The organism is Cupriavidus sp. SHE (genome assembly GCF_000812445.1).
In the GTDB taxonomy this organism is placed as follows: Bacteria; Pseudomonadota; Gammaproteobacteria; order Burkholderiales; family Burkholderiaceae; genus Cupriavidus; species Cupriavidus metallidurans.
In genome coordinates this window covers 107386-133257 of sequence record NZ_JWMB01000060.1, presented here as the reverse complement: position 1 = coordinate 133257, position 25872 = coordinate 107386, and the positions used below count along the sequence as shown (strand labels likewise).

The window sequence follows — 25872 nt, the reverse complement described above, 5'->3', positions numbered from 1 at the left end:
GGTCCGCGTCCTAGCGATCCAGCCAGCGGCCCAGACCCCAGACGCCACCGATCACGGCGACCACGGCTCCCATCAACCCGATCGACCACCAGAAGCCTTCAGGCTCTTGCAGCCACGGCATTCGCGCGAAGTTCATGCCGAAGATGCCCGTGATGAGCGTCAGCGGCATGAAGACCGCCGTGATGACGGTCAGCGCGCGCATGGTCCGGTTGGTTCGGTGGGCCACTGCGGAAAAGTGGATCTGCACCGCGGATTCGATCGAATCCTCGAGTCGCCGGGCGTGCGCCAGCACGCGCAGGATGTGCTCCATCAGGTCGTTGATACGTACGAGCAGGACTTCGTCGCGGCTCGCTTCCTGCGTAGCTTCGGCATCTTCGGCGCTATAGCGGTTGTCGAGCAGACTGTCGCGAAACTCCTGCAGCGCATCCCGCTGCTCTTCACTGAGATGCTCCAGCCGCCTGAGCTGGATGCGCGCATCCAGCAGACCTTCCCAGCTTGAGAAACTATGGCGACTGCTCAGCAGCGCCCGCTGCCAGCGATCGAGCTGCCGGGTCAGCGGGGCACGCAGATCCAAGTAGCGGTCGACCATCGCGTTCAGCAGCCGCAGCATGAGGTCTTCGGGCCGGGTTGGCGGCCTGACGCCATGCACCAGCGCCGCCGCGCCGCCGGCACGCGCGGACGCGGGGCGAGGCGCGCCACAGCTCTCGAGTAGCCTTTGGCGTACCTGCTCGATAGTGCGTGATGGCGAGGGCCGCACGGTCACCAGTACGTTGTCGAAGACGAAGAATGCAACTGGCTGTGTATCAATGCGGGCGAGCGCCGGCAGGAAACCCGGCGCGTACTTGCGCGATGCCTTGCGCTGCGCGACGGATTGTGTGGCTTCGGCCTCGGCGAACTGCCGGCTGGTTTCGAAGGTGAGCTTGCGAAAGATCACCATGTCGTACGCGTGGGTCGTATCGAAGAACGACGGATGCGCAGGATTGGTGGCGTCGGCCAGATGCAGGTCGAGGATGGGGGCACCCGTCAGCGCCATCAGGCTGTCGCGCCAGGCGCCGGGCGCTGGCGTGACTTCCTCGGTGCCGAAGTCCGCCCAGACAAACCGCGCGGCCGCATTTCCGGAGAGGAAGTCGCGTGCCGCGTCGAGTGTGTCCAGCGGATGTACCTGGTTGGCCGAGAAGCCTAGCAGCTGCATCCGCCGCTCAGGCCTGCAGCAGGCGCGCGGCGTCGCGCGCGAAGTAGGTCAGGATGCCATCCGCGCCGGCACGGCGGAATGCCAGCAGCGATTCCATCATGACCTTGTCGTGGTCGAGCCAGCCATTCTGCGCGGCGGCCTTGAGCATCGCGTACTCGCCGCTGACCTGATACACGTACGTCGGGAAGCGAAACTCGTCCTTCACGCGGCGCACGATGTCGAGGTACGGCATACCCGGCTTCACCATGACCATGTCGGCGCCTTCCATGATGTCCTGCGCGACTTCGCGCAGGGCCTCGTCGGTATTGGCGGGGTCCATCTGGTAGGTCATCTTGTTGCCCTTGCCCAGATTGCTGGCCGAGCCCACCGCATCGCGGAACGGGCCGTAGAACGCGGACGCGTACTTGGCCGAGTAGGCCATGATGCGCGTGTGGATGTGGCCCGCTTCTTCCAGCGCGTTGCGCACGGCGCCGATACGGCCGTCCATCATGTCTGACGGCGCGACGATGTCGACACCTGCTTCCGCCTGGACAAGTGCCTGCTTGACGAGGATCTCGACGGTGATGTCGTTGATCACGTAACCGTTCTCGTCGAGCACGCCATCCTGGCCATGGCTCGTGTACGGATCGAGCGCGACGTCGGTCAGCACGCCAAGCTCGGGAAAGCGATTCTTCAGCGCTCGCACGGCGCGAGGCACCAGGCCTTCGGGGTTCGTGGCCTCGATGCCGTCAGGCGTTTTCAGCGACGGATCGATCACCGGGAACAGCGCGATGACCGGAATGCCGAGCTTCACGCAGTCTTCCGCGACCGGCATCAGCAGATCCACGGACACACGTTCCACGCCGGGCATCGACGCCACGGTCTGTCGCTGGTTCTGGCCTTCCAGGATAAAGACCGGATAGATCAGGTTGTCAGGCGACAGGCGATTCTCGCGCATCATGCGGCGCGAGAAGTCATCGCGACGCATGCGGCGGGGACGGAACTCGGGGAACGTGGACATGGCTGAATCTTGGGAGAGTCGTGGACGAATGCGTGGCGCACGTCACCGCGAGAAGCCCGCGGCAGACAACAGCAGTAGTACGCCGAAAGAAAAAAGAACTTTTGTGCGTGCCCGCTATCATACTCGCGGACACCCTGTGTTGCTCCGCGCAGCGAGGATGTCCCCCGCTACTCCTCCCTGAGCGGGTACCCGCCCTGAACCGGCGGGAAAGTTCGTCCCCGTTGTTCGCAACGGGGCTTTTTTTTGCCGGTTCAAAGTCGATGCGTGGCCTCAGCCCTGCGGCGTGTCGGGCGCATCGGTCTTCGCAACGGCAGGCTGCGCTTCAGGCAACGCCAGCCAACCCGCCACTACCCGCTGCGCTTCTTCGATGCCGCGACGCTTCAGGCTGGAGAACAACTGGGCGGTGAGCGCCGGCGGGTTTTCCATCTGCGCCGCGTAATCGGCAAGCACCTTGCGCGTTTCGCGCAGCGCCTTGGCATTATCGCTGGTGGTCAACTTGTCCGCCTTGGTCAGCAACACGTGGATCGGCTTGCCGGTCGGCAGAAACCACTCGACCATCTGGCAGTCGAGGTCCGTGAACGGGCGGCGCGCATCCATCATCAGGATCAGGCCGGACAACTGCGTCCGGGCCTGCACGTAGTCGGAAAGCAGGCCTTGCCAGTGAAACTTGGCGCTGCCAGATACTTCCGCATAGCCGTAACCGGGCAGGTCGACCAGGAAGCCGACAGGATCGGGCGCCTTGACCGGCGCCACGGTGAAGAAGTTGATATGCTGCGTGCGCCCGGGCGTGCGTGACGAGAACGCCAGCCGCTTCTGGTTGCACAGGATGTTGATGGCCGTGGACTTGCCGGCGTTGGAGCGGCCGGCGAACGCCACCTCGGGGACTGCCGTGGCAGGCAGGTCGCGGAGGTGGTTGACGGTCGTAAAGAAGCGGGCCTGATGTAGGAGGGACATGCGCTGGAGTGTTGAGGCAGGTGACGAGTCGGCGGGGTGGTATACGACCCCTGGAAGGGACGTCGCCATAGAGACTGATCTAAGTCAATCCGGAAAGCGATTTATTGTACAATAACCCGGTTTACGGTCTCCTGAGCAGGTGACGTGTGGCATCCTTGCGCGATGTCATCGGCGATGCCTTAAATCGCCCGGGAAGCAATGTCCGGGGCAGGTTGGCGGGTGTTGCGTATACCGGTCTCACCCCTTGCTCGAAAAGGCGCTTCCTCACCGCCTGGCAAGGGAAGATCGGCATGCATTACGGTGTTCATAACAAATCTGACAAGGTATACGAATGAACCGCATTGCGAAACTTCTGGGTGTCATGGCGCTGGCCGTTCCGATGGCCGCCATGAGTGGGCTGGCATCTGCCGCAGAGCAGGCCGCCGCCAAGGCAGATCCCGCCAAGGGCGAGACGCTGTATTCGCAAGGCGCACCCGATCGCAATGTGCCGGCATGTCTTTCCTGCCACGGCGCAGCCGGCAACAGTGCCGCGGCCACCAATCCTAAGCTGGCTGGCCAGCAAGCGGAGTACGTGCACAAGCAACTGGCAGACTTCAAGGCCAAGAGCCGTAACAACGCCATCATGACGCCCTATGCGTCGGCGCTGAACGACCAGGAAATGAAGGACATCGGCGCCTATCTCGCCAAGCAGCAGGTCAAGCCTGCCACCGCGAAGAACAAGGACACGATCGAGGTTGGCCAGAAGATCTACCGCGGTGGTATCGCGGCCAAGGGCGTGCCGGCCTGCGCTGGCTGCCACGGTCCGACCGGTGCTGGCATCCCGGCGCAATATCCGCGAATCGGCGGCCAGTATTCCGAGTACACCGAAGCGCAACTGGTGGCGTTCCGCCAGGGCACCCGTACCAACAATTCGGTCATGAGCACGATCGCCGCCCAGATGTCGGATACCGAGATCAAGGCGGTCGCGGACTACGTCGCCGGCGTCCGTTAAGTCGTATCCGGCCGGCATGGCAGGGTATCCCCTTGGGGGGTGAACCAGCCGTGCCAGCAGCAATCGAAGAGGGTGGCCTGCTTGCCAAAGCACGTCCACCCTCTTTTGTTTTCCGGCGCCCAACCGGCGTCACATCAAGCACCAAACCGGATTTCGGGTATTACCGCACATGTCGACCCCTTCCACTTCAGGCCTGCACCTGAAGACTCATCACCGCGTGCTGCGCGACGGCGTCGAATTGCTGTCCTCGATGCGCTTCGCCATCACGCTGCTGACGGTGATTGCCATCGCCAGCATCATCGGCACGGTGCTCAAGCAGAATGAGCCGTACCCGAACTATGTCAATCAGTTCGGGCCGTTCTGGGCGGACCTGTTCCACGCGCTGTCCCTGCAGAAGGTGTACAGCTCCTGGTGGTTCCTGCTGATCCTGGGCTTTCTCGTTGTCTCGACGTCGCTCTGTATCGCGCGCAATGGGCCGAAGATGATCGTCGATATGCGCTCGTGGAAGGATCACGTGCGCGAGCGCAGCCTGCGCGCGTTCCATCATCGGGGTGAGTACGATGCATCGCGCGTCCGCACCGATGCCGCCGGCCGGGCGTATGCGCTGCTGCGCAACCGGGGTTATCGCATCAAGCCCGTCGAGCACGAGGGCGCCACGTTGCTGGCTGCCAAAGCCGGTTCGGCGAACAAGCTCGGCTACATCCTCGCGCACACGGCCATTGTCGTGATCTGCCTGGGCGGCTTGCTTGATGGCGACATGCTGATCCGGGCGCAAATGTGGTTTGGCGGCAAGAGCCCGATCGACGGCAATGCCATCATCAGCGAGATTCCTGCCAAGCACAGGCTCTCGCCGAGCAATCCGGGCTTCCGCGGCAATGCGTTCGTGCCCGAAGGCGCGACCGTGTCGACCGCGATCCTCAACATCGCCGACGGCGCGCTGGTGCAGGACCTGCCGTTCACGATCATGCTCAAGAAGTTCACCGTGGACTTCTATTCAACCGGGATGCCCAAGCTGTTCGCCTCCGATGTGGTGGTGACAGACCGGGCCACCGGCAAGAAGACCGAGGCGACGATCAAGGTCAATGAGCCATTGGTCATCGACGGCGTGGCCATCTATCAGTCGAGCTTCGAAGACGGCGGCTCGCGCCTGAAGTTCGTCGGGTATCCCATGTCGGGCAGTACCCATGCGACGTTCCCGTTTGCCGGCACGATCGGTGGCAACGCGCCTCTCGCGGGCACGGGCACCGGTGCCGACAAGGATGGATTGACCGTCGAGTTCAGCGACTTCCGGCTGATGAACGTCGAGACCGTCACGGATGCGTCGGGCAAGGCCGACGCGCGTGGCGTGGCGCGCAAGTCCTCGCTGGGCACGCTGGAGCAGCACCTCGGCGCCGCCGCCAATCCCAACAAGGAAAAGGACCTACGCAATGTCGGTCCGTCGGTGCAGTACAAGCTGCGCGACGCCAATGGTCAGGCGCGCGAGTTCAACAACTACGTGCTGCCGGTGCAATTGGATGGGCAGACCGTGTTCCTGGCGGGTATGCGCGAATCGCCGAATGAGCCATTCCGCTACCTGAGAATTCCGGCCGATGACCAGAGTAGTGTGGCGGACTGGATGCGCCTGCGCGCGGCGCTGCAGGACAAGGGGATGCGCGGCGAAGCTGCCCGCCGATTCGCCGAGATATCGATGCCGGGCGCCGACAAGGCGGACCTGCGCAAGCAACTGGCCGAAAGCGCCATGCGTGCGTTGGACCTGTTTGCCGGGGCCACTCGTATGTCGCCCGACGCGCCTCCGGGCGGTTTCACGGCGATCGCTGCCTTCCTGGAAAAATCGGTCCCGCAGGCTGATCAGCAAAAGGCTGCAGACGTGCTGCTGAAGATTCTCAACGGCTCGATGTGGGAGCTCTGGCAACTGGCGCGCGAGCAGGACAAGCTGCCGGCCATCCCAAATGACACGAAAAGCGGCGTCTTCCTGCAGCAGGCAATCAATGCGCTTTCGGACAGTTTCTTCTACGCCGCGCCGGTGTTTCTGCAGCTCGAAGACTTCCAGCAGGTCCAGGCCAGCGTGTTCCAGATGACTCGTGCGCCGGGCAAGAACATCGTGTATCTTGGGTGTTTGCTGCTTGTCTTGGGCGTGTTCGCAATGTTCTACATTCGCGAACGGCGCGTTTGGATCTGGATCAAGGACAAGGGCGCAGATGCTGCCGGACACTCCAGCGGTAGTCACGTCCTGATGGCGATGTCCACACAGCGTCGCACGATGGATTTCGAGAAGGAATTCGTGGCGTTGCGCGCCGATATCGGCCGCGCCGTTGGCGCCGAGGTGACGGAAGCGGCTGCTGGTTATGATGCCGCGATGACGCAAGGGGCACCGCAATCGGGGCCATCAGCGTCAGATGATAAGCACGCGTCATCGCTATAGTACAAAGTACAAGAGCATGAACCGGCGTCAGCCTGTGCGGAGACCCGCGGGCGGGGGCGCAGCAGATAAAACAGGCGCGTAGCGCCAAAGAGCAGGAATGCCATGTCCTCGAATGTGAATCACGTCAATCCTGGCCTGTCGCCGCGGCGCGCCGCGGCAACCGACGATGTGTCCCGTGACGCAGCCGGACAGGACACCGCCTATCTCGAACCTTCGTTTCTGAGCCGCCTGGGCTGGACCGACTGGGTCTTCGCGCTGCTGCTCGTGGTCGGCGCCGGGTTTGCGCTCTCGCGCTACGGCCAGTGGATGAACGTCTATGACAAGGGCGTGCTGATTGCCGCAGTGCCGACGTTCGCGCTGCTGGGCTGGCACTGGAAGCCCGTCCGTCTGCTGATGATCGGCATCGCGGCGTTTTCGCTGTTCGCGATCCAGCTCTATCAGGGTGACCTCGCGCGCGCCGAACTGGCTTTCTTCCTGAAGTACTTCCTGTCGAGCCAGTCGGCCATCCTCTGGATGAGTGCGCTGGTGTTCCTCTCGACCCTGTTCTACTGGGTTGGACTGATTTCGCGGTCGGAAACCGGCTACAGCATTGGCAGCAAGCTCTGCTGGGCTGCGGTCGTGCTGGGCTTCACGGGTCTGATGGTGCGGTGGTACGAGTCGTACCTGATCGGCGCGGACATCGGCCATATTCCAATCTCGAACCTCTATGAGGTTTTCGTTCTCTTCTCGCTGATCACGTCCCTGTTTTATCTGTACTACGAGCGCCGCTACGCAACCCGCGCGCTTGGGCCGTTCGTGATGCTCGTGGTGTCGGCGGCAGTCGGTTTCTTGCTGTGGTACACGGTCAGCCGCAATGCCCAGGAGATCCAGCCGTTGGTGCCCGCCCTGCAGAGCTGGTGGATGAAGATCCACGTGCCGGCGAACTTCATCGGATACGGCACGTTCGCGCTGGCGGCAATGGTGTCGGTGGCCTATCTGCTCAAGCAGCGTGGCATTCTGGCCGAGCGTCTGCCTTCGCTCGAGCTGCTCGACGACGTCATGTACAAGGCGATCGCGGTCGGTTTCGCCTTCTTCACGATCGCAACGATCCTCGGCGCACTGTGGGCTGCCGAGGCTTGGGGTGGCTACTGGAGCTGGGATCCGAAAGAAACCTGGGCGCTGATCGTCTGGCTCAACTATGCAGCTTGGCTGCACATGCGCCTGATGAAGGGGCTGCGCGGTACGGTTGCTGCCTGGTGGGCGCTGGTTGGCCTGTTGGTGACGACCTTCGCCTTCCTCGGTGTGAACATGTTCCTGTCGGGGCTGCACAGCTACGGCGAACTCTGATCCGCCAGATCATCTATCCAGATGATGAAGCCTGCCGACTCCGGCAGGCTTTTTTGTTTTCTGAGCGGACCCTGAACATCGGACAGGCCCGAACCGTCGCATCATGTTTTGCAGAGAATGCACTTTGATTTACGGAATATGCATCTTTAGGCATTTTCAGCTATCTAAGAAGCCACTTTCTGCCGCTGAACGCCACATTTTTTTGAGGTGGGAGGAATAAACACATCACATCGGGTGTTTACTGAAAGAGAACGGCGCCGGTTGTCGGCACCGCCCTGAAGAAGGAGACCCTCATGATGGCTTCTCGTCACACTGCTGTATCGAAGCTCCGCCCGATCGCACTCGCGCTGGGTGCTGCCACTGTCCTGCTGGCCGGTTGTTCCAGCTTGGGGATGGGTGGTGGCGACATGCCGCCTACCGTGAAAGTCACCAACGGCACGCTGACCGATCCGCAGGGCTTGACGCTGTACACGTTCGATCGTGACCCGGCGAACGGTGGCAAGAGCGTCTGCAACGGCATGTGCTCGACCAACTGGCCGCCGCTGCTGGCCGAGCCAGGCAAGAGCGCATCGGGTGACTACTCGATCATCACGCGCGATGACGGTACCCGGCAGTGGGCGTACAAGGGCAAGCCGCTTTATCGCTTTGCCAAGGACGCCAAGGCGGGCGACAAGTCAGGCGACAACTTCAACGCCGTCTGGCACGCCGCGATGCCGTGAAGCCCTGATCGCCCCTAGGCAATCCCGGCATGGAACCGTTTGAACGTCAGTTGGTGGTACTGGCGCCGCGTTTGCGGCGCCATGCCCGCGGTTTGACCGGCGATGCCATGCTGGCCGACGATCTCGTGCAGGACACGCTCGAGCGTGCCCTGCGCTATCGCTGGAGATTTCGCCTTCGCCCCGGCGCGTTATGGGGCGATGGCGCGGATGGGTTGCTGCCGTGGTTACTGACACTGATGCATCGGCTGCGCCTGAATCATCTGCGCAAGAGTGATGTCGTGACCGCAATGGATACGCTGCCGGAGGTGGTTGCCCATACCGCCGACCTTGGCCTGCGTCGCGATCTGTTACAGGCACTCGGCCAGTTACCGGAGCCACAGCGCGCGGTGCTGCTGCTGGTCAGCCTGGAGCAGTTCTCGTACGCCGAGGCCGCCAGGGTGCTCGACGTACCGATCGGCACCGTGATGTCGCGCCTGGCGCGCGCGCGCGAACATATGCGTCGCCTGCTGGATGGCGGCGCCGATAGTGCTGCGGCAACAACCTCGTTGCAGCGGGTGAAATGATGGTGACCCCGACTCCAGTCGGCGAAGCCGACCTCCATGCATACGCGGACGGCCAGTTAAGCGGCCCGCGCCGGGCCGAAGTCGAAGCCTTCCTGGCAGCCGATCCGGAAGCCGCGCGCAAGGTCGAGGCCTGGCGTCGCCAAACGGCGGGGCTGCACGCATCATTGAACGCCGTCCTCAAGGAGGCGGTACCGCTGGACGCGCTTCCACGCGGATTGCGCGCCGGCAGCGGGCGCACAACGGCTCACCGCCCGCTCTGGCCCGTGGCGCTAGCGCTGGCCGCCAGCGTCGCGACATTCATCATCGGTGGCACGAGCGGATGGATGGCGCGTGGCCGTTTTGACGCCGACCTGGGCGGCGTGCCTCCACTCGAACGATTTGCACGCGACGCATTGGCCAGCCATGTGGTTTATGCGCCCGAGGTTCGCCATGTTGTCGAAGTACCCGCCAGCGATGAGGCGCACATGGTCGCTTGGCTGTCCAAGCGGCTCGGTGCGCCGCTGCAGGTTCCTGATCTCCGCGCACAAGGCTTTCGCCTGATTGGCGGGCGGCTCGGTGTGGCCGAGGGCGGTCCGATGGCTATCCTGATGTATGAGAATGACGCCGGGACACGCCTGTCGCTGCAATTGCGGCGGATGGCGCAAGGGACACCGGATACCGCATTCCGGCTCGAACGGCTGGCGCCCGCGCAGGGCGCTCAATCCACCGGGCCCGCTGCCATGGCGTTTTACTGGGTTGATCACAATCTCGGTTTCGCACTGGCGGGGCCGATCGATCGTGAGCGACTGCTGGCACTGGCGACCGCCGTCTATCAGCAATACCAACGGGGATGATCGCACCGCCGCACCTTTCCGCAGTCTTCCCTGTCAAACTCCCCAGGCTCCATCAGGCTTCGTACGAACCATGCTGATTCCCTCTCCAAAATGGCTGCGCGGCGATGACATCGCTGCCTCCGAGATCACCCCGCAGCACGTATTCACGGCGCGACGGCGCCTGCTGGCCATGGCGGCAGCGGGTACGGCCGGGGGGCTGGCAACGCCTTGGTTTGCCCGGGAGGCGTTCGCGCAGGGCTCGCCAGGCAAGCTCCCCAAGCTGACGGCCACGCTGAACAATGCCTACGCGGTGACGGAAAAACGCACGTCGTATGAGGACGTCACGACCTACAACAACTTCTACGAGTTCGGCACCGATAAGTCCGACCCGGCACGATACGCCGCTACGCTGCGGCCGCGTCCTTGGCAAGTCGCGGTGGAGGGGCTGGTCAAGCAGCCCAAGGTTTACGACCTCGACGAACTCCTGAAGCTTGCGCCGCTTGAGGAGCGGGTGTATCGGCTCCGCTGTGTCGAAGGTTGGTCGATGGTGATCCCGTGGATCGGCTATCCGCTTGCGGAGCTAATCCGGCGTGTCGAGCCGCAGCCGGGCGCGAAGTTCGTCCAGTTCATCACGCTGGCCGACAAGAAGCAGATGCCCGGTATCAGCAGCGGGGTGCTGGAATGGCCCTACAGCGAGGGCTTGCGCATGGACGAGGCGATGCATCCATTGGCACTTCTCACATTCGGACTCTACGGCGAGGTGTTGCCGAACCAGAACGGCGCGCCGGTGCGCATGGTGGTGCCCTGGAAGTATGGCTTCAAGAGTGCCAAGTCGATTGTGAAGATCCGCTTTGTCGACAAGCAGCCGCCGACGAGCTGGAACATCGCTGCGGCGAACGAGTACGGCTTCTACTCGAACGTGAACCCTGACGTGGACCATCCTCGCTGGAGCCAGGCCACGGAACGGCGTATCGGCGAAGACAAGGGGGGAGGCGGCTTCTCGGCCCTGTTCGCGCCGAAGCGCAAGACCTTGATGTTCAACGGCTACGGTGCGCAGGTGGCGTCGCTCTATCAGGGGATGGACCTGAGGAAGAATTTCTGATGGCCGAGCGCGATCTGCAGGCGTCGGCCGCGCAGGCTTCGCCGCGCCACGGTGGGGTGGCGTTGCTTGCGCCGTCACGCGTGCGCGCGGTGAAGGTCTGTGCCTGGCTTCTGGCGCTCCTGCCGTTCGCGCGATTGATGTACCTCGGTGCCACGTCGCAGTTCGGCGCGAATCCGCTCGAGTTCGTCACACGATCGACGGGCACCTGGACGCTAGTCATGCTGTGCGTCACGCTCGCGGTAACGCCGCTGCGCCGGATCACCGGCTGGCACTGGCTGATCCGGTTGCGCCGCATGTTTGGCCTGTTCACGTTTTTCTACGGCGTGCAGCACTTCATGCTGTGGCTCGCGGTGGATCGCGGCTTCGATGTGGCCTACATGATCAAGGACATTGGCAAGCGGCCATTTATCACGGTGGGGTTTGCGGCATTCGTGCTGATGGTCCCGTTGGCCGCCACATCGGCCAATGCGATGGTGCGCTGGCTTGGCGGCAGGCGCTGGCAATTGCTGCACCGGGCGATCTACGCGATTGCCGTACTGGCGATCCTGCACTACTGGTGGCACAAAGCCGGCAAGAACGATTTCCAGGAGGTCTCGATCTATGCCGTAGTGGTGTTCGTGCTGCTGGCGCTACGTGTGTGGTGGTGGCAGCAAAGGCGGCGGCCAGTGCCATAAAAAAGGGCGACGTAGAACGTCGCCCTTTTTGTTTTGGCCGAAAGCCTGTCAAGCCTCAAGCCTTTGGCCTCAGCTCAGACCTTCAGCAGTCGCTCGTTGCGGAACAGGTCCGCCGGCAACTCGCGCTCGCGCACCAGATGCACGGTATCGCCGTCGACCATCACCTCGGCCGCGCGGCCGCGCGTGTTGTAGTTCGAGCTCATCACGAAACCATAGGCGCCGGCCGACATCACCGCCAGCAGGTCGCCGGCCTGAACGGCCAGCGTGCGGTCGCGGCCGAGCCAGTCGCCGGACTCGCAGACCGGACCCACTACGTCGTACATCACCCCCGCGTCGTTGCGAGGGGCGACCGGCTCGATGCGGTGGAATGCCTCATACATCGCGGGACGCGCCAGATCGTTCATTGCCGCGTCGACGATGCAGAAGTTCTTGGCCGCGCCGGGCTTCAGGAATTCCACACGGGTCAACAACACGCCGGCGTTGCCGACCAGCGAACGGCCCGGTTCGAACAGGACCTCGCGGTGCCCGTGGCCGCGCGCGGCCACACGGTCGATCAGCGTGGTGGCGAACTTCGTGATGTCCGGCGGCGTTTCATCGTTGTAGGTGATGCCCAGGCCACCGCCCACATCGATATGTTCCAGCTTGATGCCTTCGGCCTCGAGCGCCTCGACCACGTCGAGCACCTTGTCGAGCGCCTCCAGATAAGGCGCCACCTCGGTGATCTGCGAGCCAATATGGCAGTCGATGCCGGTGACCTCAATATTCGGCAGCGCTGCGGCGGCACGATAGGTCGGCAGCACGTCCTCGAAGGCGACGCCGAACTTGTTGGCCTTGAGGCCCGTCGAGATGTACGGATGCGTCTTGGCATCCACATCCGGGTTGATGCGCAGCGATACGCGCGCGCGCTTGCCGAGACGGCCGGCGACAGCGTTCAGGCGGTCCAGTTCGGGAATCGACTCGACGTTGAAGCCGCGCACGTCGTGGCTCAGCGCCAGCTCCATGTCGGCGACGTTCTTCGCGACACCAGAGAACACCACCTTGCGCGGGTCGCCGCCAGCCGCGATCACGCGCAGCAGCTCACCACCGGAAACGATGTCGAATCCCGCGCCGAGTTGCGCGAAGACCTGCAGCACGGCCAGGTTCGAATTGGCCTTCACCGCATATTGCACGTGGGCGTTGCGGCCCTTGCACGCGGCCGCGTAGGCGTTGTACGCGGCCGTCAGCGCGGCCCGCGAGTAGACAAAGGTCGGCGAGCCGAACTGGTCGGCAATGCGGGTCAGCGGGACTTGCTCGACGGCGAGAATGCCATCGCGGCGCGAAAAGAAATCGGTCATATTCAAACGGCACTCAACGTGCTGAGGGGGCGGAACTGCCACGAGCCGGTTCCACGGGCACGGGCGAGGCGGTCGACGGCTCCGACATGGGGCGCGCGGGCTCGACGGCTCCGGGCGCATCAGGCTTGCCCAGTCCGGGATCGGCCACGGTTGGCGCCGTCGGAGCGGGCGGCACGGTCGGCATGTACAGCGGGCCGCGAATGCCACATCCGGCCAGGGGCATCGCGAGTGTGGCGGCAAACGCCGATACAATCGCAGCACGACGCAGCATCGGGAAGTCCTTCATTGTCTGGATGGGTTCTCGGATGGCTGCGGGAAGCGCAAGGTTTCCCGACTTTTCCATCAATTGATGCCGGCCCGAGTGCCCATTCCGAACGGGGCGCCGGCGGCCTTGGAGTGTAGCATGCCCCCCCTCAGTGAAAGCGAGTTCCTGGCGCTGGCCAGCAAGGCACTGGACCAGTTGGAAGCGGCGATCGAAGCCGCCGCCGATGCGGCCGACGCCGACGTGGAAATCAATCGGACCGGCAACGTGATGGAACTCGAGTTTGAGGACGGCTCCAAGATCATCGTCAACAGCCAGGCGCCCATGCAGGAACTGTGGGTGGCAGCCAAGGCCGGTGGCTTCCATTTCCGTAACGATGGCAGCAAATGGGTCGATACGCGGGGCGGTGGCGAACTGTATGCCGCGCTGTCCGCGTACATGAGCCAGCAGGCAGGGGTCACCTTGACGCTGAAGTAAGCGTTCCGGCACGCCACGCCGAAACGAAAAAACCGGCCGCGAGGGCCGGTTTTTCGTTGGAGGCGGTGCCGGTCAGGCTCCGCCGAACATTTCCAGGATCTTCTTCTTTTCCGCCTCGGTGTCCTGTGGCGGGCGCGAGCTTTCGTCCGGCTTGCCAGGCCATGGGTCGCCCAGGCCCACAGATGCCACGCCTGCGCCGCCGGCGTTTTCCTCGAGCGTCCAGTCTCCCGCTACCATGACCACACCTTCAGGCGGCTGGCGATCCGGGCTTTCCGGCACACCCTTGAGCGCCTTGCTCATGTAGCCGACCCAGATTGGCAGTGCCAGTCCGCCACCGGTTTCGCGCACGCCGAGGCTCTTGGGCTGGTCGTAGCCCATCCAGGCAATCGCCACCAGCTTCGGCGTGTAGCCGGCGAACCACGCATCGACAGCATCGTTGGTGGTACCGGTCTTGCCGGCCATGTCGTTACGGCCCAGGCGCTGCTTGGCCGGGTTCGCCGTGCCGCTACGCACGACCTCGCGCAGCATGCTGTCGGCGATGAACGCGGTGCGTGCATCGAGCACCCGCACGGCATCGCCGCCAGCCTTCTGAGGATGAGTCTCCGAGACGATCTTGCCGCGCGAATCCTCGACCCGCTGGATCAGGAACGGGTTAATGCGATAGCCGCCATTGGCGAACACCGAGTAGGCGCCCGCCATCTGCAGCGGTGTCACGCTACCCGCGCCAAGCGCCATCGGCAGGTAGGCCGGATGCTTGTCGGCCTCGAAGCCGAAGCGCGTGATGTAGTCCTGGGCGTACTGCGTGCCGATCGCGCGCAGGATACGCACCGACACCAGGTTCTTCGACTTGGCCAGCGCACGGCGCATCGTCATCGGACCTTCGAACTTGCCGTCGTAGTTCTTGGGTTCCCAGACCTGGCCACCCGTATCCGGTCCGATCGTCAGCGGTGCGTCATTGATCACCGTGGCCGGCGAGAAGCCCTTTTCGAGCGCAGCCGTGTAGATGAACGGCTTGAAGCTCGATCCGGGCTGACGCCAGGCTTGCGTCACATGGTTGAACTTGTTCCGGTTGTAGTCGAAGCCACCCACCATCGAGCGGATCGCACCGTCCTCGGGGTTGATCGAGATGAACGCGGCGGCGACTTCCGGCAATTGCGTCACCGTCCACGAGTTGTCCTTCGGGTCCTGCGTCACGCGGATGATCGCGCCCGGGCGGATCTTCACCTTGGGCTGGGCGCTGGCCGCCAGCGACGGCGCGATGAAGCGCAGCGCCGTGCCTTCGATCGTTGCCACCTCGCCCGAGAGCAGAGTCGCGCGGACCTGTTTCGGCGTGACGCTCGTGACCACGGCGGAGCGCAGGTCGTCGCTGCCCGGATGCTCGACCAGCGCATCGTCGATGGCCTGTTCACGCTCGGTCGGATCGGACGGCAGGTCGATGAACGCTTCGGGGCCGCGATAGCCGTGCTTGCGCTCGTAGTTCATGATGCCGCTGCGCACGGACTCGTAGGCGGCGTCCTGGTCGGGCTTGGTCAGCGTGGTGTAGACCGTCAGACCGCGGGTATAGGTTTCCTCGCGGTACTGCGCGTACATCAGCTGGCGCACGATTTCCGCCACGTACTCGGCGTGGGTCGAGAATTCGTTGCCTTCGCTACGCACGTTCAGCGGTTCGCGCACGGCCTGGTCGTACTGTTCCGGCGTGATGTAGTGCAGGTCGCGCATGCGCTGCAGGATGTACTCCTGGCGCACCTTCGCGCGGCGTGGGTTGACCACCGGGTTGTAGGCCGACGGCGCCTTGGGCAGGCCGGCCAGCATGGCGGCCTCGGCCGGCGTCACGTCCTTGATCGACTTGCCGAAGTACACGCGCGCCGCGCTGGCGAAGCCGTAGGCGCGCTGCCCCAGATAGATCTGGTTCATGTAGAGCTCGAGGATCTGATCCTTGCTCAGATTCGCCTCGATCTTGTACGCGAGCAGCATTTCATAAATCTTGCGCGTGTAGGTCTTCTCGCTCGAAAGGAAGAAGTTGCGCGCTACCTGCATCGTGATCGTCGAGGCGCCTTGCGACAGACCGCCGCGCAGGTTGGCCAGGCCGGCGCGCATTACGCCGACGAAGTCCACGCCGCCGTGCTCGTAGAACCGGTCGTCCTCAATCGCGAGCACTGCCTTCTTCATGACATCGGGGATTTCGGTGATCGGCACGAAGTTGCGGCGCTCCTCGCCGAACTCGCCGATCAGCACGTTGTCGGCCGTATAGATCCGAAGGGGGATCTTGGGGCGGTAGTCGGTGATCGTGTCCAGCGACGGCAGGTTCGGCGCCGCCACAACCAACGCATAGCCAACCAGCAGCGCTACCGCTGCCATGCCGGCGACAAGCAGTCCGATCACCCAGATCATGATCCGTGCCCACAATGGGCGGCGGACGGGAAGGGACGGCTTCTGTTGTGCTGTGGCCATAAGGGTTTACCTAATCAGAGTGCCCGGATTATATCGCCGCCCCTCCGGCCGCCCGGCGTTCCTGTGGCGCGAAAGGCGCTATCGCGCTGTTACAAGATGTAATGGCCTGGGAGCTTGCGTGTCCTGCCTTGCGGGCGATCGTCATGGAACGCGCGCGGCGGGCCGGAAACGGGAGCGGTGGTGTCGAGAGTGTCGCCAGGAATACGGGCAAGGATCGCAGAATCGGCGAGGGGCAACGCTATGCAACGAAGTTGTTGTTGAGCGTCGGATTTTGGCAACGCTTTGGCAGGGTCGATCTGAAAAAGAAAGCGTGGTTAAACCGGCACATTGCCAGCGCCCTTGGATTTTGTAAGAATCGTCGACCATAAAAGAGCAAAACGTTTCATCCAAAGAAACTGGCTCGCACCGTTAGAGCAGACATGCCGTGGGCGAGTTCAAATGTCAGGGGGTCACCTTGCGACGGGGCATCTTGTCGGGTCTTCTACGCCGGACTACGGTCGGCGTAGATATTGGGTCGTCTAGCGTCAAGGTCGTGGAGCTGTCCGTCGGGGCAGGCAGAAACGACTTCAGGCTGGAAAAATGCGCCAGCGAATTGCTGGATCGCAACGCCGTTGCCGATGGCAACGTGGTCAACATCGAGGCCGTGGGTATCGCGCTGAAGCGCGCGCTCGGCAAGGCTGGCATCCGCACGAAGGAAGTCGTGCTCGGCGTGCCGTCCATGCTGACGGAGTCCCAGACGGTCAGTCTTCCGGACAATCTCTCGGAAGACGAACTCTATTCCCAGGTCGAATCCGAGGCGCACCGCCTCTATCCGCCTTCGCAGGCGGTCAACTTCGACTTTGCGGTGATTGGTCCCAGCGAAACCGAAGGCGGCATCGGCGTGCGTGTCACGGCCGCCAATAGCGATCGCGTGCAGGAGCGCGTGACGGCCGCCGAGATGGCTGGCCTGAAGCCTCAGGTGATGGACGTCGAAGAGTACGCCGTCCAGCGCTCGATCGTGCAGATGCTCGGCGTGCCAGAGGGTCTCTCGGAAGCCGATGCCAAGGACCTCCCGGTTGTGGCGGTCGTCCATCTTGGCGGTAGCCGCTCCAAGGCGATCTTCTACCAGGGCTGGAAGGAACTGTACGAGCAGCCACTGAACAGCTACGGCGATCAGCTCACCCAGAGCGCCGCGCGCATGTTCACGCTCGATGCGCTCAAGGCCGAAATCAAGAAGCGCAAGAACACGCTGCCGGAGTCGTGGCGCGCGCAACTGCTCAAGCCGTCGCTCGAGGCGCTGGCCATGGAAGTGCAGGGCGCCATCGGCAACTTCATCGCCAGTTCCAGCCTTGGCCGTGTGGACGAGATCCTGCTTTCGGGCGGACATGCGTCCCTGCTCGGCGTGCAGGCGGCTATCCAGCAACAGACACAGATCACGACGACGCTGGCCAATCCTTTCGCAAACATGATGACCGCAGGCAAGGTCAACGAGCGCTATCTCCAGCGTGACCTGCCTGCGTACATCGTCAGTGCGGGACTGGCGCTGCGCGGTTTGCAATAACCCACCGGGGGGCAAGCATGTCCACGACGACGAATTCCATTCCGTCGGTCAACCTGCTGCCGTATCACGAGGCGCGCAAGGCGGCCCGGCGGAAGAAGGTCTACACGATGCTGGGCGGAGCAGCGGGCGCGGGGGCGCTCGTGGTTCTGATCGGCGGTTTCTATATCGACTCGCAGATCGATGCCGTCGCGGCACGCAATCAGGTGCTGAAGACGGAAAACGCCAGCATGGATGCGACGATCAGCAGGGTCAACTCGCTGAAGAAGGACATCGAGGCACTGCTGGATCGCCAACGTGCGATCGAGAGCCTGCAGGCGCAGCGAAACCTGCCGGTGCAACTGCTCGAGGAACTTGTGCGTCAGGTGCCGGAAGGCGTCTACCTGTCCAGCCTCAAGCAGACCGGTGACAAGTTCGTGATGTCCGGCGTGGCGCAGTCCAACGAACGGGTGTCCGAGCTGTTGCGCAACATCAGCCAGGTGACCTGGCTCGACCAGGCGGATCTGGTGGAGTCCAAGGCCATCACCATGACCAACAACCTGCGCGAACAGCGCCGGTTGTTCGAGTTCTCGATGCGCTTTTCCTATCGCGCACCGGACGTCCCGGGCGACAAGAAAAAGGGCGCCTCCGACGCCGCGGGCATGCCCGCTGGTCGAAAGGTCTGATCATGGCGCTCAATACCGAAATTTCCCTGCAGGACCTGACCGCGCAGTTCCGTGGCCTGAACCTGAACGAGCCGGAGACCTGGCCGACGGCGCCGCGCGTGGCCTTCTCCGCGCTTGCCGCCGCCATCGTGCTGGCGCTCGGCTGGCAGTTCTACTGGAGCGACAAGAGCGACGATCTGGACCGCAAGCGCGCCGAGCAGGAAACGCTGAAGCAGCAGTTCCAGACCAAGGTGGCGCAGGTTGCGAACCTCGACGCGCTGGTCGCGCAGAAGGCCGAGGTCGAAAAGCGCGTGGCGCTTGCCGAGCACCAACTGCCGAACAGCACCGAGATGGATGCGCTGCTGGCCGATGTGAACCACGCAGGCGTGGCGCGCGGACTGCAGTTCGAACTGTTCAAGCCTCAGCCAGCCACGATCAAGGCGTACTACGCCGAAATCCCGGTCAACCTGAAAGTGACGGGCCGCTACCACGATGTCGCGCTCTTTAACGCCGACGTGGCGGCACTCTCGCGGATTGTTTCGATGGGGAACCTGAACATGTCGGTGAGCAAGGACGGCACGCTATCAATGGAAGCCGTCGCCATGGCCTACCGTGCATTGGATCCCGACGAGCAGGCTGCGCAGCGCAAGGCAGCCGCGGACGCCGCGAAGAAGGCCAAGGGAGGTGCCAAGTGAGCCGCCTGACCCGACGCCCTCCCATGGCCCTGCGCGCAGTGGCGGTTGCGGCATTGGCCGTTGTCGCCCTGGCCGGCTGCGGTGCCGGCGAGGATGAACACCTCCAGCAATGGATGGCGCAGACGCGCGCTGCAAAGGTGCCGCCGCCTGAACCGTTGCCCGAGGTCAAGCCCTATGAGCCGCGCCAGTATGCGGGCACCAAATCTCCCGAGCCCTTCGCGCAGACGAAGATCGGCGAGTTGAACAAGGCGATGTCGGAGTCGCCGGAGGCCGGACGGCGGCACGAGCCCCTTGAAGACTATCCGTTGGAGAACTTCAAGATGCTCGGGATGCTGAAGAAAAACGGCGAGACCTACGGTGTCGTACGCGTAGATAACAAGATCCATCACGTAAAGGTGGGTCAGTATCTCGGCCAGAACTATGGCCGGGTGGTCCGCATCACCGATCAGGAGATCGTGCTGCGCGAATTGGTCCGGGAAGGGGTCTCAGAGTGGAAAGAGAAAATGACCAGCCTGAAGCTGGAGGCATCGGCATGATCACGGCACGATGGGTCAAGGCGCTCGCGGGCGCGGCAACGATGGTGCTGGTGCTCGCCTCTCCGGCGGCGCTGGCGCAGAACAACCAGGTCAAGCAGATGGAAGCCAACGTGCTTGGCGAGCAGACCGTATTTACGGTCGATCTGCAGGGACCATTGGCGCAGAAACCAGCGGACTTCACCACGCAGAATCCGGCGAAGATCGCAATCGACTTCTTCGACACGGGCTTCGCGGCGGGGCGCGCCCAGTACGAGTACGGCGGCAAGGTGCTCAAGAGCGCCAACGTGATGCAGATCGGGGACCGCACACGCGTGGTGCTGAACCTGAGCCGGTCGACAACATACCGCACCGAGGTGCGCGGCAACCAGTTCGTGGTGATGCTGGACAACGTCCAGCAGGCCGCAACCGGCGCGGTGCCGACGTTCGCACCGGCGGCGACGGTGCAGACATCGGCGATGGCAGCGAATCGTCCGTCGATTCGGAACATCGATTTCCGTCGCGGGGGCGATGGCGCCGGGCGTGTGGTGGTGGATCTCTCGTCGCGTGATTCAGGCATCAACATCGCGCAGCAGGGCCAGAACCTCGTGGTCGACTTCATGGGCACGTCGGTGCCGGCGGATCTGCGCCGCCGCTTTGATGTGACCGATTTCGGCACGCCAATCCAGAGCATGCGCGCGAGCGATGCCAACGGCAGCGCGAAACTGACGATCGAGCCGCGTGGCAACTGGGAGTACAGCTCGTACCAGACGGACAACCAGTTCGTAGTGGAGGTGCGGCAGGTCAAGGATGACCCGAACAAGCTGATCGCGGGCCAAGGCTTCCGCGGCGAGCGGCTGTCCCTGAACTTCCAGAACATCGACATTCGCTCGCTGCTGCAGGTGTTCGCGGACTTCACGAATCTGAACATCATCACGAGCGACACGGTCCAGGGCAACCTGACGCTGCGCCTGAAGGATGTGCCCTGGGACCAGGCGCTGCAGATCGTGATGGATTCGAAGGGCCTGGCCTCGCGCCGCAACGGCAATGTGCTGTGGGTGGCGCCCAAGGCGGAATTGGCGACCAAGGAGAAGCTCGAACTCGAGGCGATGCAGCAGATCAACGAACTCGAACCGATCCGCAGCCAGGTGTTCCAGCTCAACTACCAGCGTGCCGACGACGTTCGCAAGATGCTGCTCGGCATGGTTACAGGCACTGCCGGGGCGGCAGGTGCGATGCCGGTGCCGGTTGGTGGCGCGGCAGGCATGATGGGCGCGACGCGGATGCTGTCCAAGCGCGGTTCGCTGACAGCGGATCCCCGCACGAACCAGCTGTTCGTGTCCGATGTATCGAGCAAGCTGGAGGAAGTGCAGATCTTCCTGCAGAAGATCGATATCCCGGTTCGGCAGGTGATCATCGAGGCACGCATCGTCGAGGCTAGCGATACCTTCAGCCGGAACCTCGGTGTGAAGCTCGGCTTTGCGTTGCCGAAGTCCGGCAGCTCGCTGAGCAGCAACTACGGTAACTCGCTGCCGAATGCCACGAACGACGGTACCCCGGCACTGAGCCTGCCGGCGGCAGCCATCAACAGCGTGAACCCGGCTACGGCGGCATTCAGTATCTTCAACGCCGCCGCGGGCCGATTCCTGGATCTGGAACTGTCTGCACTGGAAGCCGACGGCAAGGGCAAGATCATCTCGAGCCCGCGCGTCGTGACGGCCAACAACATCAAGGCACTGATCGAGCAGGGTACCGAACTGCCGTACCAGTCGGCCACCTCAAGCGGCGCGACCTCGGTGCAGTTCCGCAAGGCCAACCTGAAGCTTGAAGTCACGCCGCAGATCACGCCGGAAGGCAATGTGCTGCTGGACGTCGACGTGAACAAGGACAGCGTCGGTATCCGAACGGACAACGGTTTCGCCATCGACACCAAGCACGTGCAGACGCAGGTGCTGGTGGAGAACGGCGGCACGGTCGTGATCGGCGGTATCTATAGCCAGGAAGAGTCCAATACCGTGAACAAGGTACCTTGGCTGGGCGACCTCCCGGTGCTTGGCAACTTCTTCAAGAACAACGCCAAGGTCAACAACCGGACCGAACTGCTGGTGTTCCTGACGCCGCGTGTCCTGAACGATAACGTGTCGCTCAAATAACGCCGGCCGGGTGCAGCAGGGGGCCCGGATGCAGTAGACTGGCAGGCCGCGTCGCAAAACGACGCGGCCTTTTTCTATTTGGCGGCAACGTTGGCGGCTCTGAGGGTCGGCCAGGACCAGCGCGGCGGGATGATGCACAATGGCGTATGCATCACGCCCCTTGCGGGTTCCCGGCCTGACGCGGGTGCCCGCCGCCTTATTGTGCAAGACCTCAGTCCAGTGACAGCCAATCGCCCGAATATCTTCTTTGTTGGCCTGATGGGCGCCGGCAAGACCACCGTCGGCCGCACCGTGGCCCGTCGTCTCAACTATCCGTTCTTCGATTCCGATCATGAACTTGAGGCGCGCTGCGGGGTGCGAATCCCGATAATTTTCGAGCATGAGGGCGAAGCGGGGTTCCGCGATCGCGAGGCCCAGGTGATTGCCGAGCTGACCGGGCGCAGTGGCATCGTGTTGGCCACGGGCGGCGGCGCGGTGCTCCGCGAGGTCAACCGCGCGGCGCTGAAGGCCAATGGCACCGTGGTCTATCTGCGCGCCAGCCCGCACGATCTGTGGCTGCGCACGCGGCATGACCGTAACCGACCGCTCCTGCAGACGGAGGATCCGAAGGGCCGCCTCGAGGCACTCTATGCCGAGCGCGATCCGCTCTATCGCGAGGTGGCGGACTTCATTATCGAAACCGGCAAGCCGACCGTGGCGCAGCTTGCTAATATGGTTCTTATGCAACTTGAAATGGCCGGCTTCGTGTTTCCGCCCGCGGAAATCGTGCCTGAATCCGCCGAGGATGACGGGCCGCCGGCGCAGGACACCCATTCATGATCACGCTTGAAGTCGATCTCGGGACGCGTAGTTACCCGATCCACATTGGTAGCGGCCTGCTGGACCGCGCCGACCTGCTGGCCCCGCATGTGCGCGGCCAGCACGCCGTCATTGTCACCAACGAGACCGTGGGTCCGCTGTACGCGGCGCGCGTCGAAGCTGTGCTTGCCGGCCTTGGCAAGACCGTGCGCACCGTGGTGCTGCCAGACGGCGAGCGCTTCAAGCACTGGGAAACGCTGAACCTGATTTTCGATGCGCTGCTCCAGGCAGGGGCCGACCGCAAGACCACGCTGATCGCGCTGGGCGGCGGGGTGGTGGGAGACATGACCGGGTTTGCCGCCGCCTGCTACATGCGCGGCGTGCCGTTCGTGCAGATGCCGACCACGCTGCTGGCGCAAGTCGATTCGTCGGTGGGCGGCAAGACCGGCATCAATCATCCGCTCGGCAAGAACATGATCGGCGCGTTCCACCAGCCCAACGCGGTGATCGCCGACATCGACACGCTGCGCACGTTGCCCCCGCGCGAACTGGCGGCGGGCATGGCCGAGGTCATCAAGCATGGGGCAATCGCCGACGCCGACTACTTCGCCTGGATCGAGGACCATATCGCCGGGCTGAACGCCTGCGACACCGGCCTGATGACCGAAGCGGTGCGACGCTCCTGCGAGATCAAGGCGTCCGTGGTGGCCCAGGACGAACGCGAAGGCGGCTTGCGCGCGATTCTCAATTTCGGCCATACGTTTGGTCACGCGATCGAAGCCGGCATGGGCTATGGCGAATGGCTGCATGGCGAGGCCGTGGGCTGTGGCATGGTGATGGCTGCGGACCTCTCGCACCGGCTCGGCTTTATCGACGTCGAGACGCGCGCCCGCATTCGCACGCTGACGCAGGCGGCGATGCTGCCGGTGGTGGCGCCGGATCTGGGTATCGATCGCTATATCGAGTTGATGAAGGTGGACAAGAAGGCCGAAGCGGGCAGCATCAAGTTCATCCTGCTGCGCAAGCTGGGTTCTGCCTTCATCACCACCGTGCCGGACGCGGACCTGCGCGAGACGCTGCGTCACGCGGTATTGAAACCTCCCACCGAGGCCCCGGTCGCCTGAGCGAACGGTTATGCCTCGCAGCCCTGACCCTGTAACGGATAACGGATTGCCGCATGACCGCCCTGTCGACCGACCTTGAAGCCCACCTTGCTCCGTACGCCGCCCACTCCGCGCAGACCCGCGGACGGGTGCACGCGGAGCCGGCCTCGTCCTCCCGCAGCGAGTTCCAGCGCGACCGCGACCGTGTGATCCACAGTACCGCGTTCCGGCGGCTCGAGTACAAGACCCAGGTTTTCGTGAATCACGAGGGCGATCTGTTTCGGACGCGGCTGACCCATAGCCTGGAAGTCGCGCAGATCGCGCGGTCGATCGCGCGCAACCTGCGCCTCAACGAGGATCTGGTCGAGGCGATCTCGCTGGCCCACGATCTCGGCCACACACCGTTCGGCCATGCCGGGCAGGACGCGCTGAATGGCTGTATGAAGAACCACGGCGGATTCGAGCACAACCTGCAAAGCCTGCTGGTGGTGGACGAACTGGAAGAGCGCTACGGCGGCTTCAATGGCCTGAACCTGACCTTCGAGACGCGCGAAGGGATTCTCAAGCACTGCTCGCGTGTCAACGCGGCGGGGCTCGGCGAGCTGGGACGCCGCTTCCTGCAGGGCACGCAGCCGTCGCTCGAGGCCCAACTGGCCAACCTGGCCGATGAGATCGCCTACAACAATCACGATATCGACGATGGCCTGCGATCGGGGTTGCTGACCCTGGAGCAGCTCGACGAAGTGCCCATGTGGGGTCGCCACCGTGCCGAAGTGGCCGAGGCGTTCCCGGAGATCAATGGGCGCCGGGCAATCAACGAGACCGTTCGGCGCATGATCAATACGCTGATCGTCGACCTGATCGAGACCACCAGTCGCAACATTGCCACCGCCAATCCAAAGTCGATCGATGCGGTGCGCGCGGCTGGCCCGCTGGTGTCCTTCAGTCCCAAGGTGCACGAGGAAGCCGCAGCCCTCAAGCGCTTCCTGTTCCGGCACCTGTACCGCCACTATCTGGTGATGCGGATGTCGGCCAAGGCCCAACGGATCATCTCGGACCTGTTCACGGCCTTTATGCAGGATTCCCGCCTGTTGCCACCGCAATATCAGGCAGGCCACGGGGCGGACCAGCCGCGCCTGATCGCGCATTACATCGCGGGCATGACTGACCGGTACGCCATCCGCGAGCACCGGCGGATTTTCGCCGTCAGCGAGAGCAACTAGGCAGGCAGCGGGTGGGCAATTAGCGCCCATCAATAAACGGGGACAGATCAGCGTATCATTGCGCCATCGTTTCAGCAGGATGTTCGATGGCTCGTCTTCCCCGCTTCTCTCCCGCCGGCCTGCCGGCCCTCGTGTTGCAACGCGGCAACAATCGTCAGCCCGTGTTTCTGGGCCCGGACGACTATCTGCATTACCTCGACTGCCTGCGCATGGCCGCGCGCGAGCATGACGTCGCGGTCCACGCCTACGTTCTGCGTCCGAACCATATTCACCTGGTTGCCACGCCCAAGGGCGCTGACTCGCTGAGCCTGACGATGCAGGCCGTCGGCCGTCGCTACGCGCGCCATTTCAACCGAGCGGCCAGCCGTACCGGCACCCTTTGGGAAGGGCGCTTCCGTTCGGCCGTGATCGAGCCAGGCGCCTGGCTGCTGCCGGCCATGCTCTACGTAGAGTCCAACGCCATGCGCGCGGGCGATACCGCAACATTGGAGGCGGATCGCTGGAGCAGCTATCGTCATCACATCGGTATCGAGGCGAGCCCGCTTGTGAGTGATCACTCTATTTACTGGGAGCTTGGCAATACGCCATTCGAGCGGCAGTCCAATTACCGTGCGCTGGCGCTGGAAGGGCTGTCCGGCAAAACGCTGGCGACGTTGCAGAAACATGCGCACAGTGGCTGGCCGTTAGGCGACGATGCTTTCCTGGCGCAGCTCGAGCGTCATGCCACGCGACGCATTCATCCGCTGCCGAAAGGACGCCCCCGGAAATCCACCGAATCCGAGAGCGAGCATACGGGCGATACAGAGGATTTTGACAGCGCACCAACATGATGCATTTGTGCGTCATAAATAATGTGTCCCCAATTAAATTGTGCGCCGAGATGGTGAGAAATTTAATGTGTTCTGACCCCATTTAATTTTTTTGCAAG

The 25872-nt window shown here is 63.3% G+C and carries 24 protein-coding genes; 18 read left to right on the top strand and 6 right to left on the bottom strand.

Features of this window, described 5'->3' with window-relative positions; translation table 11 throughout:
• Window positions 1–10: 10 nt before the first annotated feature.
• From RN01_RS27380 to yihA, 3 genes are all read right to left on the bottom strand, one after another.
• Window positions 11–1192: a magnesium transporter CorA family protein gene (locus RN01_RS27380; RefSeq protein ID WP_017514283.1), complete on the bottom strand. Its 1182-nt coding sequence runs from the start codon at window positions 1190–1192 to the stop codon at window positions 11–13.
• A 7-nt stretch (window positions 1193–1199) separates the two neighbouring features.
• Window positions 1200–2192, bottom strand: a complete 993-nt coding sequence (gene hemB / locus RN01_RS27375) for a porphobilinogen synthase (protein WP_017514284.1) — start codon at window positions 2190–2192, stop codon at window positions 1200–1202.
• Window positions 2193–2462: 270 nt separating this feature from the next.
• Window positions 2463–3146 (bottom strand): ribosome biogenesis GTP-binding protein YihA/YsxC, encoded by a 684-nt coding sequence (gene yihA, locus RN01_RS27370; RefSeq protein ID WP_024570583.1) that lies wholly within the window; start codon window positions 3144–3146, stop codon window positions 2463–2465.
• Between the two features lie 331 nt (window positions 3147–3477).
• Here yihA and RN01_RS27365 point away from each other — a divergent pair, with 331 nt between their 5' ends.
• The 8 genes from RN01_RS27365 to msrQ all read left to right on the top strand — a co-directional run bounded on the left by RN01_RS27365 (window position 3478) and on the right by msrQ (window position 11755).
• On the top strand, window positions 3478–4137 hold the full coding sequence (locus RN01_RS27365; protein ID WP_011517758.1) for a cytochrome c: 660 nt from the start codon (window positions 3478–3480) through the stop codon (window positions 4135–4137).
• Between the two features lie 169 nt (window positions 4138–4306).
• Window positions 4307–6559: a cytochrome c biogenesis protein ResB gene (locus RN01_RS27360; protein WP_024570582.1), complete on the top strand. Its 2253-nt coding sequence runs from the start codon at window positions 4307–4309 to the stop codon at window positions 6557–6559.
• 102 nt (window positions 6560–6661) lie between these two features.
• Window positions 6662–7885, top strand: a complete 1224-nt coding sequence (gene ccsB / locus RN01_RS27355; protein ID WP_017512852.1) for a c-type cytochrome biogenesis protein CcsB — start codon at window positions 6662–6664, stop codon at window positions 7883–7885.
• Window positions 7886–8178: 293 nt separating this feature from the next.
• Entirely contained in the window at window positions 8179–8604 is a 426-nt protein-coding gene (locus tag RN01_RS27350; RefSeq protein ID WP_017512853.1) for a hypothetical protein, read from the top strand.
• Between the two features lie 29 nt (window positions 8605–8633).
• On the top strand, window positions 8634–9167 hold the full coding sequence (locus RN01_RS27345) for an RNA polymerase sigma factor (protein WP_017512854.1): 534 nt from the start codon (window positions 8634–8636) through the stop codon (window positions 9165–9167).
• Window positions 9167–10000, top strand: coding sequence for an anti-sigma factor (locus RN01_RS27340; protein ID WP_024570581.1), 834 nt, complete (start codon window positions 9167–9169; stop codon window positions 9998–10000). Before RN01_RS27345 ends, RN01_RS27340 begins: the two co-directional genes overlap by 1 nt.
• A 70-nt stretch (window positions 10001–10070) precedes the next feature.
• Window positions 10071–11081 (top strand): protein-methionine-sulfoxide reductase catalytic subunit MsrP, encoded by a 1011-nt coding sequence (gene msrP, locus RN01_RS27335; RefSeq protein ID WP_017512856.1) that lies wholly within the window; start codon window positions 10071–10073, stop codon window positions 11079–11081.
• Entirely contained in the window at window positions 11081–11755 is a 675-nt protein-coding gene (gene msrQ / locus RN01_RS27330; RefSeq protein WP_017512857.1) for a protein-methionine-sulfoxide reductase heme-binding subunit MsrQ, read from the top strand. Before msrP ends, msrQ begins: the two co-directional genes overlap by 1 nt.
• A 74-nt stretch (window positions 11756–11829) precedes the next feature.
• Here the strand turns inward: msrQ and lysA are convergent, their stop codons facing one another.
• Together lysA and RN01_RS27320 are read right to left on the bottom strand one after the other, a co-directional pair.
• Window positions 11830–13089 (bottom strand): diaminopimelate decarboxylase, encoded by a 1260-nt coding sequence (gene lysA, locus RN01_RS27325; protein WP_011517750.1) that lies wholly within the window; start codon window positions 13087–13089, stop codon window positions 11830–11832.
• Window positions 13090–13102: 13 nt separating this feature from the next.
• Window positions 13103–13360: a lipoprotein gene (locus RN01_RS27320; protein ID WP_024570580.1), complete on the bottom strand. Its 258-nt coding sequence runs from the start codon at window positions 13358–13360 to the stop codon at window positions 13103–13105.
• 132 nt (window positions 13361–13492) lie between these two features.
• Here RN01_RS27320 and cyaY point away from each other — a divergent pair, with 132 nt between their 5' ends.
• A complete protein-coding gene (gene cyaY, locus RN01_RS27315; protein ID WP_017515071.1) occupies window positions 13493–13828 on the top strand; it encodes an iron donor protein CyaY in 336 nt (111 codons plus the stop codon).
• A 72-nt stretch (window positions 13829–13900) separates the two neighbouring features.
• Here cyaY and RN01_RS27310 read toward each other — a convergent pair whose 3' ends face one another.
• Window positions 13901–16279 (bottom strand): penicillin-binding protein 1A, encoded by a 2379-nt coding sequence (locus tag RN01_RS27310; RefSeq protein WP_024570579.1) that lies wholly within the window; start codon window positions 16277–16279, stop codon window positions 13901–13903.
• 469 nt (window positions 16280–16748) lie between these two features.
• On the opposite strand from RN01_RS27310, the gene pilM reads away from it, so the two are divergent.
• The 9 genes from pilM (at window position 16749) to RN01_RS27265 (ending at window position 25774) form a co-directional block, all read left to right on the top strand.
• Window positions 16749–17819: a type IV pilus assembly protein PilM gene (gene pilM, locus RN01_RS27305; RefSeq protein ID WP_029308627.1), complete on the top strand. Its 1071-nt coding sequence runs from the start codon at window positions 16749–16751 to the stop codon at window positions 17817–17819.
• A gap of 17 nt (window positions 17820–17836) precedes the next feature.
• Window positions 17837–18481, top strand: a complete 645-nt coding sequence (locus RN01_RS27300) for a PilN domain-containing protein (protein WP_024570325.1) — start codon at window positions 17837–17839, stop codon at window positions 18479–18481.
• Between the two features lie 2 nt (window positions 18482–18483).
• The gene (locus RN01_RS27295) at window positions 18484–19155 is read left to right on the top strand and encodes a type 4a pilus biogenesis protein PilO (protein ID WP_008643011.1); all 672 of its coding nucleotides are present in this window, start codon (window positions 18484–18486) and stop codon (window positions 19153–19155) included.
• A 23-nt stretch (window positions 19156–19178) separates the two neighbouring features.
• Entirely contained in the window at window positions 19179–19691 is a 513-nt protein-coding gene (locus RN01_RS27290) for a pilus assembly protein PilP (protein WP_008643012.1), read from the top strand.
• Entirely contained in the window at window positions 19688–21820 is a 2133-nt protein-coding gene (gene pilQ / locus RN01_RS27285) for a type IV pilus secretin PilQ (protein WP_017513337.1), read from the top strand. Before RN01_RS27290 ends, pilQ begins: the two co-directional genes overlap by 4 nt.
• A 258-nt stretch (window positions 21821–22078) precedes the next feature.
• Window positions 22079–22639: a shikimate kinase gene (locus RN01_RS27280; RefSeq protein ID WP_051068992.1), complete on the top strand. Its 561-nt coding sequence runs from the start codon at window positions 22079–22081 to the stop codon at window positions 22637–22639.
• Window positions 22636–23742 carry a 3-dehydroquinate synthase gene (gene aroB, locus RN01_RS27275; protein WP_017513335.1) on the top strand — a complete coding sequence of 369 codons (1107 nt, stop codon included), beginning with the start codon at window positions 22636–22638 and terminating at the stop codon, window positions 23740–23742. The genes RN01_RS27280 and aroB overlap by 4 nt, the downstream gene beginning before the upstream one ends.
• A gap of 53 nt (window positions 23743–23795) precedes the next feature.
• On the top strand, window positions 23796–24944 hold the full coding sequence (locus tag RN01_RS27270) for a deoxyguanosinetriphosphate triphosphohydrolase (protein WP_008643017.1): 1149 nt from the start codon (window positions 23796–23798) through the stop codon (window positions 24942–24944).
• 86 nt (window positions 24945–25030) lie between these two features.
• Window positions 25031–25774 (top strand): transposase, encoded by a 744-nt coding sequence (locus RN01_RS27265; RefSeq protein ID WP_017513334.1) that lies wholly within the window; start codon window positions 25031–25033, stop codon window positions 25772–25774.
• Window positions 25775–25872 lie beyond the last annotated feature (98 nt).